Origin of the sequence: Mesotoga sp. H07.pep.5.3 (assembly GCF_002752615.1) — a bacterium.
Classification (GTDB): domain Bacteria; phylum Thermotogota; class Thermotogae; order Petrotogales; family Kosmotogaceae; genus Mesotoga; species Mesotoga prima.
In genome coordinates this window covers 410,715-427,260 of record NZ_AYTV01000012.1, presented here as the reverse complement: position 1 = coordinate 427,260, position 16,546 = coordinate 410,715, and the positions used below count along the sequence as shown (strand labels likewise).

14 protein-coding genes are annotated in these 16,546 nt (G+C 43.2%); 5 read left to right on the top strand and 9 right to left on the bottom strand.

What is annotated here, in order from left to right; genetic code table 11:
- Positions 1 to 223: 223 nt before the first annotated feature.
- Genes thrC through V513_RS05665 form a run of 3 tightly spaced genes read right to left on the bottom strand, consistent with a single transcriptional unit; the run spans position 224 to position 2,664 of the window.
- Complete coding sequence (thrC, locus tag V513_RS05675) at positions 224 to 1,345, bottom strand: threonine synthase (RefSeq protein ID WP_039882836.1); 1,122 nt, start codon at positions 1,343 to 1,345, stop codon at positions 224 to 226.
- Between the two features lie 2 nt (positions 1,346 to 1,347).
- Positions 1,348 to 1,845, bottom strand: a complete 498-nt coding sequence (locus tag V513_RS05670; protein WP_006492285.1) for a hypothetical protein — start codon at positions 1,843 to 1,845, stop codon at positions 1,348 to 1,350.
- A 33-nt stretch (positions 1,846 to 1,878) separates the two neighbouring features.
- Complete coding sequence (locus tag V513_RS05665; RefSeq protein WP_006492283.1) at positions 1,879 to 2,664, bottom strand: class I SAM-dependent methyltransferase; 786 nt, start codon at positions 2,662 to 2,664, stop codon at positions 1,879 to 1,881.
- A gap of 164 nt (positions 2,665 to 2,828) precedes the next feature.
- Between V513_RS05665 and V513_RS05660 the strand changes: the two genes are divergently transcribed.
- From V513_RS05660 to V513_RS05650, 3 genes are all read left to right on the top strand, one after another.
- Complete coding sequence (locus tag V513_RS05660; protein WP_099772001.1) at positions 2,829 to 3,602, top strand: hypothetical protein; 774 nt, start codon at positions 2,829 to 2,831, stop codon at positions 3,600 to 3,602.
- 417 nt (positions 3,603 to 4,019) lie between these two features.
- The gene (locus V513_RS05655; RefSeq protein ID WP_099772000.1) at positions 4,020 to 4,790 is read left to right on the top strand and encodes a class I SAM-dependent methyltransferase; all 771 of its coding nucleotides are present in this window, start codon (positions 4,020 to 4,022) and stop codon (positions 4,788 to 4,790) included.
- Positions 4,791 to 4,793: 3 nt separating this feature from the next.
- On the top strand, positions 4,794 to 5,432 hold the full coding sequence (locus V513_RS05650) for a hypothetical protein (RefSeq protein ID WP_014730425.1): 639 nt from the start codon (positions 4,794 to 4,796) through the stop codon (positions 5,430 to 5,432).
- 124 nt (positions 5,433 to 5,556) lie between these two features.
- Here V513_RS05650 and V513_RS05645 read toward each other — a convergent pair whose 3' ends face one another.
- On the bottom strand, positions 5,557 to 7,932 hold the full coding sequence (locus tag V513_RS05645) for an ABC transporter ATP-binding protein/permease (protein ID WP_006492277.1): 2,376 nt from the start codon (positions 7,930 to 7,932) through the stop codon (positions 5,557 to 5,559).
- A gap of 398 nt (positions 7,933 to 8,330) precedes the next feature.
- On the opposite strand from V513_RS05645, the gene V513_RS05640 reads away from it, so the two are divergent.
- Together V513_RS05640 and V513_RS05635 are read left to right on the top strand one after the other, a co-directional pair.
- Positions 8,331 to 9,422, top strand: coding sequence for a hypothetical protein (locus V513_RS05640; RefSeq protein ID WP_099771999.1), 1,092 nt, complete (start codon positions 8,331 to 8,333; stop codon positions 9,420 to 9,422).
- A gap of 369 nt (positions 9,423 to 9,791) precedes the next feature.
- The gene (locus V513_RS05635) at positions 9,792 to 10,232 is read left to right on the top strand and encodes a DMT family transporter (RefSeq protein WP_099771998.1); all 441 of its coding nucleotides are present in this window, start codon (positions 9,792 to 9,794) and stop codon (positions 10,230 to 10,232) included.
- Between the two features lie 14 nt (positions 10,233 to 10,246).
- Here the strand turns inward: V513_RS05635 and V513_RS05630 are convergent, their stop codons facing one another.
- The 5 genes from V513_RS05630 to V513_RS05615 form a co-directional block, all read right to left on the bottom strand.
- Positions 10,247 to 10,987 carry an alpha/beta hydrolase gene (locus V513_RS05630; protein ID WP_014730421.1) on the bottom strand — a complete coding sequence of 247 codons (741 nt, stop codon included), beginning with the start codon at positions 10,985 to 10,987 and terminating at the stop codon, positions 10,247 to 10,249.
- Between the two features lie 217 nt (positions 10,988 to 11,204).
- Positions 11,205 to 11,372, bottom strand: a complete 168-nt coding sequence (locus V513_RS13860) for a hypothetical protein (protein WP_014730420.1) — start codon at positions 11,370 to 11,372, stop codon at positions 11,205 to 11,207.
- Between the two features lie 156 nt (positions 11,373 to 11,528).
- Positions 11,529 to 13,688: an HD domain-containing phosphohydrolase gene (locus V513_RS05625; protein ID WP_257211966.1), complete on the bottom strand. Its 2,160-nt coding sequence runs from the start codon at positions 13,686 to 13,688 to the stop codon at positions 11,529 to 11,531.
- Between the two features lie 6 nt (positions 13,689 to 13,694).
- The gene (locus tag V513_RS14165) at positions 13,695 to 14,045 is read right to left on the bottom strand and encodes a hypothetical protein (RefSeq protein ID WP_257211965.1); all 351 of its coding nucleotides are present in this window, start codon (positions 14,043 to 14,045) and stop codon (positions 13,695 to 13,697) included.
- Positions 14,038 to 16,386, bottom strand: coding sequence for a sensor domain-containing diguanylate cyclase (locus V513_RS05615; RefSeq protein ID WP_099771997.1), 2,349 nt, complete (start codon positions 16,384 to 16,386; stop codon positions 14,038 to 14,040). Before V513_RS05615 ends, V513_RS14165 begins: the two co-directional genes overlap by 8 nt.
- Positions 16,387 to 16,546: the final 160 nt, after the last annotated feature.

Below are 16,546 nucleotides of genomic sequence, written 5' to 3'. Positions count from 1 at the left end.
TTATATAACCGTTGTGTTCAACAGTCAACGCAACACTAAGACGGGGTGTCCTCCCGCCTTCAATAGGTCCGAATCAATGCGGCAACTTCTCAAAACTTATAAACATTTCGACCAGGAGAATCTCGAAGTGATTTCCTCAGTTCCACACCCACCGGGCTCATTTAAAGAAACTGGATCAAAAATTGATCCACGAATTCTTGCTTTAACTACCTCAGTTCAAACCCTATTGCTTATTCCAGGAGAATAATTCGCAGGCTGTTTTAAGGCCGTGACCCGTGAATACGGATGCAATCGTTTCGTTAGGATCGGTTTTCGAAATGTACTTCTTTAAACCCGCTATTGTTGCCGCGGAAGTTGGTTCAACGAAGTGACCTCTCTTTGACATTTCCTTCCAGGTTTCAATTATCTCCTGCTCAGAAACCCCCACAAAAGTGCCTCTACTGTCTCTGACCGCTTTCAATATTTGAGCACCTCTTACGGGCTTTTCAATCGCAATTCCTTCCGAAACAGTCGCTTCCGCGTTTACATCAGCAGAATCTTTTTGATTCATTTCGAAAGCACGAAGAAGCGGGGCACAGTTCTCTGCTTGCACGGCAATAATCTTTGGAAGATTATCAACAATTCCGGCTGAATACAATTCCCCAAATCCAATAGATGCTCCCAACAAAAGAGTCCCATTTCCTACTGGAACAACAATAGCTCCAGGACTATTCCAGCCAAGCTGTTCACAGATCTCGAACGCAAGAGTCTTCGTTCCATGCAAAAAGACTGGATTATAGACATGACTTGCATAAAAGCTTTCTTTAGTTTGCTCGAGAATCTTTCTTGATACATCTTCTCTCGAGCCTTCAACCAATCGGACTTTCGAACCATAAGCCTCTATCTGTCTGAGCTTCCCAACCGAAGTATGGTCGGGAACGAATATTTCACAGGAGATACCTGCTCGTGCAGAATATGCTGCAATAGAGCATCCTGCATTTCCCGAAGAATCCTCGACTAAAGATGAAACTTGGTGTTCTCTTGCATAACTTACTAGGAGACTAGCGCCCCTGTCTTTGTAAGAACCAGTCGGAAGAAGGTGATCCATTTTAATAAACACATTCTTCCCACATATTTTCTCTTCAATCAATGGAGTATAACCTTCAGACATAGTTACGATGGACCGATCACTTTCGATCGGCAGTGCTTCGCGATAACGCCACATATTGTGCGGTCGCTGTTCAATATCGGCAACTGGAAAATGAGACTCGAATTCCAGGTCAAAAAGCCCTCCGCACGAGCATTTGAAGGCTTTTGATCCTAAAGGAAATTTCCGCCCGCATTTAGAACAGATGAAGGAAGTCACTTTTAGAAAGTGAAGTTAACGAGAAGATAAGGTCGCGCAAATGGAACCGTACTAGACGGCTCTAGTTGCCAGTACCCATCAAACCCCGCATCCAATCCTATGCTTGAAACATTGCTTCCGAGACCAATTCTTGTGTAAAGAGGTGTGCCGGCCATTGTTCTCTCTCCTCCAATGAGAGAAGTGATGTGTTTTAAAGACCAGAAGATCTGTCCCTTCACATAAATGCTCTTGTGGACTGTGATTTTGGTCTGGATTCCAAGATATGTGTGGTCAGGCAAACTGAAGCCTTTGACAACGAGGCTGGACCAGTCGAAAGAAAAAACGTACGCATGGATCGTCCCCTGAAGATAAGGGATACCTGCCGAAAACTGAATGAATACCGGTGTAACCAAGGCACCCGAACTCATGTCCAAATTGAACCCTATTCCGACACTGACTGCCATAGAAAAGCCATACACTGAAAGAATGGTGATTATAGAGACCACTACCAATTTTCTCACTACGATACCTCCTAAAGGAACCAGTTTTACTTTTCAGTGAAAACTTGTAGTGTAGATCATTGGGAGATCAAAATCCCTCTTCGCTATTTTAATGCCCCATATCTGAGTATACGCCTTCTTTCCGAGGACAAGACCCCGTTCCATATCGGACCCTAGCCTTTTAATTCCCTCTTCAAAACTCTCTTCGGGTATCAATCTCAGGGACGAGTAGGCCTTGTTTCTGTACTGCTCAAAGTGCTGTTTCTTGAATTCAAAAGAGGTCTTCACCTTCGTCGTATATATTCCCTCGAAGCCTGCTTTCTTCATCGCAGAAATAATCGAAGAATTTCCAGGATATCTACCTCTATCTATATCAAGAGTCTCAGGGAAATAACTGGTTAAGGTTCTCTCAGAAATGTCTTGACAGGAGTCCGTCACTGTCAATACGCTCCCATCATTTTGCAGGACTCGAAAACTCTCCTTGAACAGATTTTCAAGATCAGAAATATAATGTACGAGGTTAATATTGAAGACGAAGTCAAATTCAGAATTTCCATATGGAAAAGGACCGTTTGCATCTGCAATAGCGAGTTCAATTCTCTGATTCTTCTTTGAACCCTCTGAAATCATTGAAGGGCTGGTGTCAAATCCGAAACCATGAGCATAGAGAAGCTCTGAGAGAATACTCAAATAGTCAGCTGTGCCACAACCTACTTCCAGAATTCTGTCGGCATATCTAATTCTATTAGTAATGTGCTCCACCAGCTTCTCGTTGGGATATCTATATTTGGAATATACCAAGGCGAACTCATCAAAGTCAAAGCTCTTTTTGGGTTTCATATAACTTCTCCTCTTGAATAGTGTACCAAATGATTTCGACAAACACGCGTAAATATTTGCGGTGTTTTTCACTTCCGAGCTGTTATGTTGCATTTGTGATGCTGAACCAACAAGCTCGTGTATAATTAAACCAAAAAGTGTTCGATGGAGGTTGAAGGGTTTAAATGACTGCAAGGGACGTACTTACAATCCTTGGCGCATATGCACGAAGCTTTGGTGAGAGTTTAGTAGATAAACCGACCATAAACAAGTCCATTCTTTCAAACAATATCAAGTTCTACAAAACGCTTAAATGGATCAATATACTTGCCTCGTTTCTCCTGTTTGTGCCAGTTTTTGGATCTATTCGTGACTTTAACCTACCTCACATGGTTGGTTACCTCATTATGGCGTCTTTTGGTTATTCAACCTGGATATTCCAAGGTATTACCGGAGTTCCCATCTACGAGGAGACACGGTTTCTTACACTGTTGCACTTAACTCTCCACAGTTTCTTTGGAATATGGCTTGAATTCTACAACAACTTTCCCCTTTTCGATGATTTCCTTCATTGTTTTGGTGGATTCTGGGGAGGTTTTTCACTCTTTCCGTTCATTTTCGGTTCGGCAATCGCTTGGTCGAACCTTCCTCCAAAAGCTGTTGAGTGGAAGGTCTGGCTTTCAGGAATATCAATTGTAAACATGATAGGCGTCTTTTGGGAAATCGGAGAGTTCATTTCCGACAAAATCTTTGGCAGATATCCCGGCTACCGCATGGCCCAAGAGAGTCTTAACGACACAATGCTCGATCTCATATTCAACAATTTTGGTGCAACGATCGGAATATTGCTATTTTGGAGGTACCTGAAAAGGTCTAAAGACATAAACACATTTGTGAAGGATATGGGTAACAAGCTGGGTGAGTTCTTCGTGAAAGAGAAAGAACTTCTACGCCGCTAGAATGAGCCCAATTTTCGATAGCAAGAACGTCGAATTCATGTTTGCTGTGCTGAGAACAGATCAATTCGATTCTGTTCAACAATTTATCAATACTCTCACAAATTCCTCCCTGATTAACGAATCAATCGCTTCGTCAAAAGAAGAAGATCTAATCGTGAAGTCAGAACTTGAGTCTAGCCGCCAAGATTGCGGGAACAGACAATCTACTTAAGAGACACTCTTTCTCTTATAATCGTTTAGTGTCAGTTCAATTCTCTTGGTAACACTTCTCACGAGCTAGAAAGGCTCTTTAAGCAACCTCATTAAGGTCTTCACAGATTCTTGCCATCGTGCCCAAACTCCTGAATCGTGGACGAGTATGTATTATACTATAGTAAACTGTCCTGATATGTTCGCTGATTTGTGAGGTGCGCCGGTTTGAGGGAATCCTGGGAATACTATAGTGAAATTGCTAGCAGATATGACTACATGTATGAGGAACCTTACTGGAACTTATATCATCGTATTGTCGAAAGACTGCTGGAAGACCATGTGAAGACAATCGGAAGAACTCTTGACATTGGTACTGGTACGGGAAGATGGGCCCTCTATCTAGCAGAGAAAGCTCACGAGGTTGTGGGAGTCGACCTTTCGCAGGAAATGCTTAGTGTCGCCTCCATGAAAGCTGGCCTGGCCGATCTTAAGATTGATTTCGTTCATTCAAATGCCGAAAGGCTTCCTTTTGAAAAGGAATGCTTCGATTATGTGCTGGCAATGGGGGACCTCCTTTCATACGCAAAGAACACATCGGAAGTCTTGGCTGAGTGCCAAAGGGTTCTCAAAAGGGGTGGGCTACTTCTTGCCACGGTTGATAATGCGTGGGCCTTCTTGCATGATTTCCTTTCGCGGGGAGAGTACTCTTTGGCAAAGAGATTGGTTGAAAAGGACAAAATTCCAATAGGAGACAGCTCAGTTAGTAGCATAGTCTTTGCCACAAAGCCCTTTTTTCCGGAGGAAATTGGGCATTTGCTTAACATGAATGGCTTTGACCTCATAGATATTTCATCGGTGGTTGCCTTCTATCCATATGACGAACAAGCGCTGGCAGCAAAAATCGACAGCGCAGTGGATTGGGAACTCAAATACTGCAGGAACCGCGAAACCTTGGCTCGTTCAGAGCATCTCTTCTTATGCGGTAAAAAGAGGTGAAGAATGACAAAGAGAAGAAGAACATCTCCTGCACTTTCAATTGGATTATTTTTGATAATGGCCGCCATAATCGGTTTCGTATTTTCGCTCATCTCCATTAACAGAGTTGGACAGATGAAGGCGGAGCTTTCACAGATGCGCAGGCAGTACGATGAAGATCTTAAAGCAATCGAGGATGATTTTGAAGCTAAACTAGCAAGTGTCGAAAGACTTCTCGGATCGGGCGGAACGCTCGAGCAGTATATCGTTGCGAAGAACTTTCTGTCTAACTATGCTATTGACTTGGAAACAATAATTACAGAAGCACAAAGTTCAAGCGACAGACCGTACTTCAGAATATTCGTGACTGGAACAAAAGAAGTCTGGGTCGGGGTGAAGAAAAACTCTGCAGATACAGCTTACTTCTTTCAGAAAAATCTCAAACCCGGACTTTCTCAAGAAAAGTTCTTCTATTTCAAGAATCCCGAAATTGAAACAAAATACACTGTAATGGTTGGAAGAGATGCATATGTTAGATCTGGAGCACCAGAAAACATATACCTTCTTTTTTTTGGATTTGGTTCCGGCAAGTTAGTTAAGATGCCTTCGGTAGAAATCACAAATATCTCTGAAGCTCTGGATCTCTATATCCCGGGATCCTGATCTTTGACTGAGGAAAGAATAACTGAGAACTTAGTTTCTTTGGTCGGATGGGTTGTCTTTACCAGAGAAGAGACTTCAGAGACAACAGAGCGAAAACCCCACAAAAAACAAGGAGCTGCTCTCTCTATTCAATTCTCAGAGCATCTACTGGGTTCTTTCTGGATGCCATTCTTGAAGGTATCAGGCCCCCCAAAACTGTTAATAGAATACTGGCCACCATTAAAGAGATCACGTAAAAAGGATTTATATAGGCCACGTTAGATAGACCGGTAAGTCTTTCGATAATTGAGTTAAGTGGCACGATCAATATCGAAGCAAACAATATTCCAAGGGCCCCGGAAAACGCTCCTATGATGAAATTCTCCGCGTTGAACACGGTACTGATGTCCTTCTTTCTTGCTCCAAGAGCCCTCAGTATCCCTATTTCTTTTGTTCTCTCAGTCACCGATATAAATGTAATAATTCCAATCATTATTAGCGAAACGACAAGCGAAATAGCAGCGAAAGACAACAACACGAATGTTGAGCCATTTAGTATCCCCGCGAGTAATCCCGTTATCGTTGACGCGAGATCAATGTAAAGAATCCTATTCTCAGCGGCTTTGCCTTCGTTCCAGGAGTCCAGGTATTTCAAGACCTCTTCTTTGGATTTGAAATCTTTGGGATAAAGCACGACGGAAACAGGAGTTTTGTATGCTCCGAGCTTCTGAAGAATATTTCTTTTCGTTATGGGTAGATTTACGCCGCCCACCAATCTTGCAGTAATATCGGGTGGTATCACTGAGAGGACATTGAACAAATCCGAAGCAAACTGTTCTCCGGACAGAACATTTACATAAAGATCCTTCTGGGCGAGGACAATCTCCGAATCTACGGCATTCTCAATGAATTTCTGGGCGAGACGATCGGAGTATGCTATTCCTTCGTCAAGAACTGAGAACTCAATCTGTGCTTTGGGTCTTAAAATGCCGACTATTTTCAGCATTATCCCGAGATCACCATAGTAAAGATCCATGAGGTCTCTTAGAGAAGTCTTCGGCGTAAAACTCATCCCTTTTCTCAAGTAGAAATCGTCATTGTAAATTGCCTTGATTTCTAATCCAATGATTTCTTCAAATCCAATCCTCTCTTTATCATGATCAAGACCCAACGCTTGAAGAATCACATTTGATATTCTGTTTCCTTTTCCAACGATCATTACAAGATCGGTGAATTCCTTAGGAAAGGATCCCGCAACTAAGTCGAAATTGTTCTCGAGATAACCCGGAGACTCCGGGTCGAGATCTTCCGGATACGCCGTGAATTTGATTGAAGTCTGATCAACAGTTTTCGCCATTTCTCCGTACTTTGCAACCAAATTCATGTTTATATGTCGCGTGTATGTGAAGCCCGAAAGAAGTTTGGGATCTATGCTCTCAACATAAGCCAAGTATTCATCAGATAGATCGTTGTTGTGAATTAGAATCTCATCACGGGGATCGTATGGATAGACAAATCGCCCCAAGACATCACTATCATCTTCTTCAAACCGCTTTTCAGACTCAGCTTGGCGATACTGCTGCGACTCCAGATCAACTGTTGTCTGACTCACCATTATCGGAAACGTAGAGAGAGTCTGCGACTCGAATTCTGATAGCTGCCTTCCAAAACCGCTAGAAAGTGCCAAGACAAGAAAGATTCCGACTATGCCAATGCTAGAAGCCAGTATCGTAAGTGCTGTACGCCATTTCTTTGTTAGGATATTGGTTGCAGAAAGTCTCAGGGCAGCTGGAAAACTCATACTTGTTTTTTTTATAATAAGTTCTGGTTGAGGATCGTCATCATCTGAAGGACGGGAGTCGCTTACGATTTTGCCGTCCTTAAGTTTGATTATCCTATCTGCGTAGCGATTAGCGATTTCTTCATTGTGAGTTACCATTATTATGAGTTTTCCCCTCGCTACCTCCTTTATCAACTTCACAGTTTCTTCACCTGTCTGAGTATCTAAAGAACCAGTAGGTTCATCTGCCAAGATGATATCGGGGTCATTGGCAAGGGCTCTTGCAATAGCAACTCTCTGCATCTGACCATTCGATAGCTGACAGGGCTTCTTATGAGCTTGATCTGCTAAGCCCACTTTTTCTAGCAGCTCTATGGCTCTCTTTTCTTTTTCTGAAGAAGGCACACCGCCAAGTGTCATACCTATTTCAACGTTATCGAGAAGACTAAGATGTGGGATCAAATTGAAGCTCTGAAAAATGAATCCGATGCTCTTGTTTCTGTAAGCATCTAGCTCCCAGTCTTTGAAATCCCTTGTGGATCTGCCATTTATAACTAGATCACCCATGTCGCATCTATCGAGCCCACCAATAAGGTTCAAAAACGTTGTTTTGCCTGAACCGCTTGGCCCAAGGATTGCAACGAATTCGTCGTTTGAAAAGCAAATGGAAACCTTATGCAGGGCTGTTTGTTCTAGTTCTCCCGTTCTATAGATTTTCGATGCTTCCTTCAGCTGAAGCATTTGTGCATCACCCTCTGAAAAAGTATTAGCAGGCCATAGACTGATTATATCACTCTAATAGCTGAATCATGAAATTCCCGAGAAGATCGTTCTTGCAATCTCCCCCTTTAGGGATCACTGTCCCCATAGTTTACAAGTTCGAAAGGCGAAAGTTCAAGAAATCGCAGGCTTTTTTCTGGAGTGTTTTGAGAAAAGCAAAATAGGAACCATAAATTCGGAGAGTAAATCCTTTTCAGAAGAGAAAAACCTGTCAAACTGATTGGACAACAAATATTTCGGATCGTTCAGGCAAGAACTAGTTTAGAATTGAACCATTCACTTTGCAAGAGGAGAAACTCAGAACTTGTCCCATCTCCGGGCAATGCAGACTGACATCTCTATTTTGAGGGAGGTTGAATATGAAGAGGATGGCCTTGCTTTCTATCTTGGTTCTTATAGTACAACTTGCATTTGCATTCACAGGTAGCTTCGGAGGCTCAAGAACAGAAGAGTTGAGCTCAGTTGTCGGAGGATCAGATGGTATTTTGGCAGTTGGCTTTTCCGAGTACTATGATGAACCCTATATGCAGACAATTGTTATTAAAACTGATTCAGACGGCAATATATCGTGGACAAAGGAGTACGGAACACCGGTAGATGATATCGGTAGATGCATAGTCTTGACTGATGAAGGTATGGCCCTTCTCGTATCTCGTGTAGAGATGACAAGCGGCGCAAAGCTAATGGCCACATTGATTGACGGGAATGGCAGTCAGGTTTGGCAGAACTTCTACGGAAAATACAGAGACTATTCTCCCTGGAGTGTGGTCGTCACTGATAATGGATTTGTTATTGCCGGTCAGTGTATGACTGACAACAATTACCTTCAGGCCAGTCTGATCAAAATCGATCTTTCAGGAAGAACAGTATGGGAGAGAGAATTCGGAAAAGATGGCATTGATGGAGCTCAGGCAGTAACGAAGCTTGACGATGGCAATATTCTGGCCACTGGCTATAGCTGGATCGAGGAACGTCAGTACCTATGGCTGGCTTTGCTAGATTCGTATGGAAAGACACGCTGGCAGAAGCTCATCGGCAATTCGGAAGGTCCCTTTCTCGAAGGGAGGGCTGCAATCGAGGCCGAAAACGGATTCCTTGTCGGCGGAATCTCCAGTAGTTTCTCAGGAAAGGCCTATTTAGCGAAGATTGACACATTCGGCGAGATTGTTGAAGAAACACTTCTTGACGATAAATACCCTGCACTACTCTCAATTCTGAAAGACAATGACAACTACGTGGGGTTGGCATCATTTGTAACTGTTGAAGATGAGGGCTTCGGATTGATAGAGATCACCAAAGAAGGAGAAGTCTTAACTCATGAGGCTTTTAATGTGGATTCATTTGAACCACACGCATTTGCCAGAATAGGCGCTGGGAAATTCGTCGTTGTTGGAACAAAATCGACTGACGAGAACGGAAGGCAGGCGTACTGGATATCGGCCGATTTTTAGGAAAGAGTTTCATTTAGTAGTTCCACAAGTCTTAATCCGGCTGATCTCAAGCAAATCTAGCAAAATGCGTTTTCTATGCCCAGAAACTAACCAAAACCAAGAAGTTCTGTTAATGCGTTTTTCTTGTTTGAAGAGATCAAATCAGTTATTTCAGCTTCATTAAGACAGCTCAAAACACACGTAGATCGCTTTCCTTAAGATATTGTAATTGCCCAAAGACTACAGATATTCGGCGGAGCTTTCATTAAAGGCTTTCTTAACAGAGTTCTGCTGAATCTCGGCTATGATGCTTCTATACGCATCAAAAGATGAAAGTTTGATTCTGGAAGTGAAAATTCCAACTTCAAAGACAGATGGGTGAGACATAGGATGATTAGAGGGATATTTTTCGCAATAGCGGCCGGGATAGTAATCGCTATGCAAAGTGTCTTTAGTGCGAGACTGGGAGAGAAAATTGGATTCTTCGGTTCAAACTTTTTCATACACGGCACTGGATTTCTTCTTGCCTCTGTACTTCTCTTTTTGTTCGGTAAGGGAGAAATGAGCCTGGATTCACTTAAAGGACTCAATCCACTCTACTACACCGCTGGATTCATAGGTGTCTTGATAATCCTAAGTATTTCTCAAGGTGTATCTTCTCTAGGTGCGAGCAGAGCGATCGTAATAATTGTAGTAACCCAGATAGTCTTTGCACTTATCATAAATGTTGCAGGACTCTTTGGCGAGCTGCCTATCGATCTAACTCCCTCCAAAGTCATTGGATTGCTCCTAATGCTTTCGGGCGTTCTGATATATCAGCTGGCAAAATAATCTCAAAATTAGGATTACATCGCATTGTCAATGAATGATAGAACCGCGCTGACGGTCATTTCTTGTTGCTCGAGAAGGGTTATTAATGCATCTCCGTCCCCTCTCTGTGGTCCATAGTATCCGAATTGCGCATGATTCCCCCCACGCAGCGTCAAGTAAGTTGTTCCTTCAGGGAGTAGAGCTTTTCCGCTCTCCAGAGCTTCAATGTCAAGTACTTTATCGTTGCTACCATAAATCGACAGTACATGAATACCTGATTCAGATAGAGAAGTGTCTTTACCGGGATAGGCGGCAAGCAAAATGAGACCGTCGACTCTGCCCTGATTATCGTAAGCAAATTTCGCTGCCATTGAACCCCCAAGAGAATGCCCGGCCAAAATCCATCTCTTAATCTCTGGATTGTCTTTCAAGATATTTTCTGCTCTGTTTGGAGAAAGTACGGCAAGATTAAGGGGCATTTCCACAAGGAAACATGAAACACCGCTTGTGGCGATTCTCTTAAGAAGTGGAGCATATGATACTGGATCAACGAGGCCACCGGGATAGAACACTATTCCAATCTCACTTCCTTTCGCAGGAGTGAAGATGTGAGTTCCATCTTTGAAACAGTAGATAACTTCATCTGAACTCGAAAGAGAGTAATAGGCCTCTTTACTAGGTGGATAAGGTCTGAGAAAATTGAGCACGCTCAGGGTAAGAACTGCAGTCAGTGATATTGTTGCAATCAACAAGATGTAAGTATTACCCCTTTTCATAATTTTCACTCCCCAATTAAAACTTAGACTCTACCCAGAAATTCTCGGCACAGGCAGTATGGTACGACTTTTCTCAATCTATCCTCAGAAAAATGATCTAATCTACAAAAGCATTCAACCGCCAATGAAGATTCAACTTGAAAAATCCACCCATTCGGAATTGAAACGAATCGGGTGTCAAGGGCAAAGTCCTCAGTATTCCCGACAATCAGAAAAACTAAAACAGTAAAAGGACCTTCGAAAGAAGCCAAATAATCGCGAAAACAATCAGCCCAACAAAGGCAAGACCAAAAATTACCCGGAGTCCGAAGAAGGCGAGCTTCACCGCAAGACCCAAAAAAACCAGCCCTCCGAAAATCGCCAGAATAACTATAAATACGTTCATTCTCTACCTCCAACAATCTATAATCTGCCATCAGACCTATCATTCTTGAAACCCGAATCGATTACAGCTAGACAAGCGTCAACTACTTCTTCATCGTAAAGAACACCAGAGTTGCTCTTGATCTCTTGCACAGCTTCGCCCAATCCCCTAGATGCTCTACGGTCTGTGAGAGACCATTGCCTCCACCATATCGGCCACTGCCACGATTCTTGATTCTAAAGATAGTTCTGATACCGTAAGTCCTTCTGGATAACCTGATCCGTTTATCCTATCGTGATGGTTCTTGACAATCTCCGCTATTGGCCCACCAAGTTTTACATCGCGAAGGATTTCGTAGCCGACTATTGGATGGCGCTTGATCAAAGACCACTCAAGATCAGTAAGTCGAACCGGCTTTGAAAGTATCTCAACCGGAATCGAAACCTTGTCGACATCGTGCAGCAAGCCGGCAATTCTGACGGTTGTACTCCTATTATCATCCAGGCCGAGCCGCTCTGCAATGGCAGTAGCTAAACGACTCACGTTCTTCTGATGGCCTGCCGTGCATGGATCTCTCGCCTTTACTACCTTGCTAACAAGGTTTACAGCTCCTTCAAGAGCAGTGTGCAATCTCCCCAAAGCTTCCGAAAGTTTATTTTTTGCGGCAAGGACTTCCGTTATGTCGACAACTATCAGGCTAACCAGATCCATATTTTCAGTGCTAAAAGGAGCAGCAAAAATCTCGACGTCGACTACTTTTTCAGAGGACTTTTTCTGCCTGGAGACTACACTAGAAGATCTTCCAGCAGCTAGGTTACATATCTCAACCAGGGATTCATTATTTGCAGCCAAATCCTCTATGGACAACCCTTTTAGCGTACCGAGATCATATTCGTAGAATTTGCATGCAGCTTCGTTAGAATCTACGATTGAACCCGTTGCCGAATCTATGAGAAGCATTGTCGCACCGTTCATTTTGAAGAAGCTCTTGTAGCGATGCTCACTCTTAACAAGCTCATCTTCTTCAAGAGCAAGTGTTAGAACATCACCGACTGACGCAGCAAAGCTCTTCTCATCTGAAGTCCATTGCCTTGGTGTGTTCATGTCGCAAAATAGTGATCCCACGATGACCCCTCTGATCCTCAAGGGGATATCTAGAATCGCTTCTACTCCAACCTCTTGCAGACTAGCAATGAAGTTGTTTTTTTCTTCTTGGTTCACGTCGGAAATACTGAAGAACCTCTTTGCTTGAATCAAGTGAAGATATTCGGAAGCGAGATCTCGATCCATAGCTCTCGACTTATCTTCTCTTGCCTCTCCATCAACCTGGTCAGAGCTAATAATCAGATCCATCTCACCAATTCTGTTTAGCAAATAAATCCCGGCACGATGAACACAAAGAGAAGAGCCTACTATTCTTACGGCGCTCTTCATAAACTCATCCAGTGAGAAACCACTTCCAGCAGCCATTTTTGACAGTGTGAGAAGGCCATCGTTCGTTTTCTTTTTGAATTCCTGAATTCTAAATGATTCAGACACATCGTAGCAGAGGCTTACAACCTCACCAGAAGGAAGTTTATACACATAATTTGTCCACCAGCCTTCTTGATCTCCGTAAACATATTTCTCGGCCTCCACTTTCTCAGGGGCTCCTTCCTTCCACACCTTTCTCACTGCTTCGAAGAAACCACTCTTTTCAACACCGGTAAAAACATCCCTTAGCTCCTTCCCAGAAGAACTAATCCCAGTTCTACAAAAATCTTCACGAGGCGCCTTGAATTCTTTCAGAATAAATTGCTCTCCATCTTCACTGTCCAGAATCAACAGGCCTCCGTTCATGTTTTCTATCAACTCTCGATATCTGGCTTCACTTTGAACAATCCTCTCTTCATTCTTTCTATCTTCGGTCACATCCCTGAAGACCAGAATGACACCTTTGGTCTCACCATCTTCTCTGGATATCGGAGATGCAGAAGCGGCAATTGAGTAGGTCTTTCCGTTATTGGATTTGAGTGCAGTGTGATATGCCAGTCCAACCTTTTTACCGGTTTTTAGCACATGCTCTACCGGAATAATTGCAGGTTCGCCTGAATCCTCATTAAAGACCTCCAAAACTTCAGAGACTCTCCTGCCGATGATGCTGCTCTCGCTAAGACCAATAAGATTGCAGGCAACTTCATTGACGAAAGTGACCGTTCCAGAAGCATCTGTCGAAAGAACTGCGTCACCAATACTTGAGAGAGTAGCGCGGTACTCCTCTTTGTTCTCACTGAGCTTCCTTGACGTCTCAATGCGTTGAATAATTTTTCCGAGTCTCTCTGTAACCGAAAGAATCATTTGAGACTACTCATAGAGGAAGGCGATTTCCCCGTCACCATAATAATATACGGTTAAGCTCCCAACATCATTACCCCTAACTCTTATTGGCTCACGAATAAAACGATCGCTTTTTACGACTCTACTCGATTCATACACTCTGTCATTGTAAACGATTACTGCACAAGTGTTCTCGGGTTCCAGAAAAGCATCGGGAAGGATTTCCAAGAGACCAATCAGAATGTCGTCAATGGAGTCCTCTGCTATGTCGACTAATCTCGAGAAATCATGTAGAAGTTCAAGTTCTTTGTTTCTTTCCCTTAGCTGCGCCTCAAGGCCTAAACGTTCAACTCTTATCTGCCATTTTCTCTTAGCCATAGTTTCGTCCCCCGGTAACTTTGTTGCCCCCGGATCTTTTGGAGACATACAGATTTCTGTCTGCCCTTCTGATCATGTCTTCAAGTTCATCTCCATGTCCTTCAAGACTGGCAATTCCCAGGCTGGCACGAACCTTTATTGGGATTCCCTTATAAGTAATTCTCGAGTCATCAAGCGAACGACAAATCCTCGTCGCAGCTTCTTCGGTGTTCGTGATATCAGTCATCGGGAGCAGAATTATGAATTCATCGCCACCATATCTCGCAAAAATATCTGCGGCTCGCAGAATCTTGGTACATATGTTTGCAACCCTTTTTAAGACAAAGTCTCCGGCTAGATGTCCAAGCATGTCATTCATATTCTTAAAATTATCTATGTCGAACATTATCAATCCCATTTTTGTGTCATATCGTTTTGCCTTCTCGATTTCCCGTTCTCCATGCTCAAACAGACCTCGCCGGTTGTAAGCACCAGTAAGATAGTCCCTCACCGAGAGATCTCTCACCTCCTCATGAAGACGGGCGTTGTTTATGCCAATCGCAGCAATATCTGCAAATGCCTTGAGGGCGTCAAGATGACGATTCTTAAACTTTCCGCCCTCCTCGCTATCGACGGCGATCATTCCAATCGTTTCATCTCCAATAACCAAAGGCACGCCCATCCAAGATTTTATAAATTTGAAGTCTGGCCTGTTGAATTGTTGGTATGCTCTCTGAGCATCTTCTGCTAGAATGATTTTCTTGTTTCTTACTACATCGAAACCGGGACTTCCTTCTTCCATCGTGAATTTGGTCCCGACAAAGGAATTTTTTCCAGGCCAGCTCCCACCGACAATGATTAAATGATCCCCTTCAACTAACTCAACTGCAGCGCTGTAGAACGGTATTACTTGTCTCAGACCCCGAACAATAGATTCTATTACCGTTCTCATATTCAGATCTTTAGTTATCGCTTCGGTTGCCTTTATCAATGACTGTGATGTGATGTGATTTCTCCTCGTTGCAACAAGATTTTTGATTTTTGTGAGAGAAAGAGAGACCGTAGTCCCAACTAGTCTGTACAGATTTATGCTTTCTTCGGAAAGACCAGTCACGCGTTCTGTAAGGGTTTCAAAGTAACCAGCAATCTCGTTGTTCGATTCAAGCGCTATGCATATGTATCTCAGTTCCTTTCCTTCGATGGCTGTATTTTGAACGATTATTCGATTTTCTCTGAGGGTTTCCTGAGCCTTTGAGTCCTTCATGAGATTCAGCGGAAATGCCTCGGTGTCGCCTCTCGAAACCTCAAGATCAAGATATTCATCCTCACTAAATGTGATCTTGCAACCGACCATTCCCTTCTCTTCGTATGCGCGATTCACAATCTTGGAGGCCGCTTCATGAAGATTATCACCGCTCAGAATCAGAACGTAAAGATCGTTCATGAAGACCATCATACTATCTCTGGCTTTCAATTCGGCCTGCAGCTTCATCTCACCGGTGACATCCCGTGACGACATCGTCCAACCCTCGACTTCTTTCCCATTAAACAAAGGACTTACAGCTGTCTCCATCCACAATATTCCGCCGCTCTTAGTTCTTGCTCTATATCTGAAGCAACCGTGTTTCTTTTCTCTCAGAAGAACCTTGGACTCTTCAACAACTCTCTTGCGATCCCTTGAGTCAATGAGATCCAGAGCTTTTTTCCCAACCAGGTCTTCAGGCACAAACTCCAATGTGTTTACTACCGAGGGCGAAACATAGGTGAAAACCAGTCTTCCATCAACTACGGCAAGAATGTCCAAGACGTTGCCTTCGAAATTCTTCAGCAGTTCATCGCTTCTTAGTAGTCTTTCCTGAAGAAGTGACTTTTCGTTATTTCCAGTCTCTTCGCTGAACTCTTCTCCAGTCATGAGCGCCAACAATTGAATCGCACATTTCACAAAGTCCTTTTCCTCCACAGACAGATTTCTCTCATGCAATTCGATCTCTAAGACCAGAACACACTCCGGCAATCCAGGGGGGCTTTTGATTAACAAGATCCCTTTTCCAGCTTCCGAAACTGTATTTGCTCTGCTTTTTCTTATTAAATTCTCAAGTTTTGATTTTCTACTATCTCCACTTCTCGAACTCGAGACGCAAATTACGGAGTCTGATTCTTTTCTCCAGTCGCAAACCATCTTGAGGAAAGAAGAACCATGATGAGCTCTTTCAACTGTGCAAAGAGTAAGACTATTGACAGAAAGAGAATCACCAACAATTGAAAGAGCCTTTTTAATCTTTTCCAAGCTCTTCTCATTGCCAACGAGAACCGAGATTATTCTTCTCACTGAACTGAACAGGTTTCTACTGTCGGACTCCATTCGACCCTCCGAGAAATGATGAGGCGCTGTAATGTTCTCAGTTGATTATAGCATTGCCATTTCGTGCCAAAAATCAAACGCAGAGATAATGTCCTTGTAAACATGGAAGAAGCCGCAGTTTAGCTGTGATCTATTTTCTGTTTGACCTCTAAGATATCTT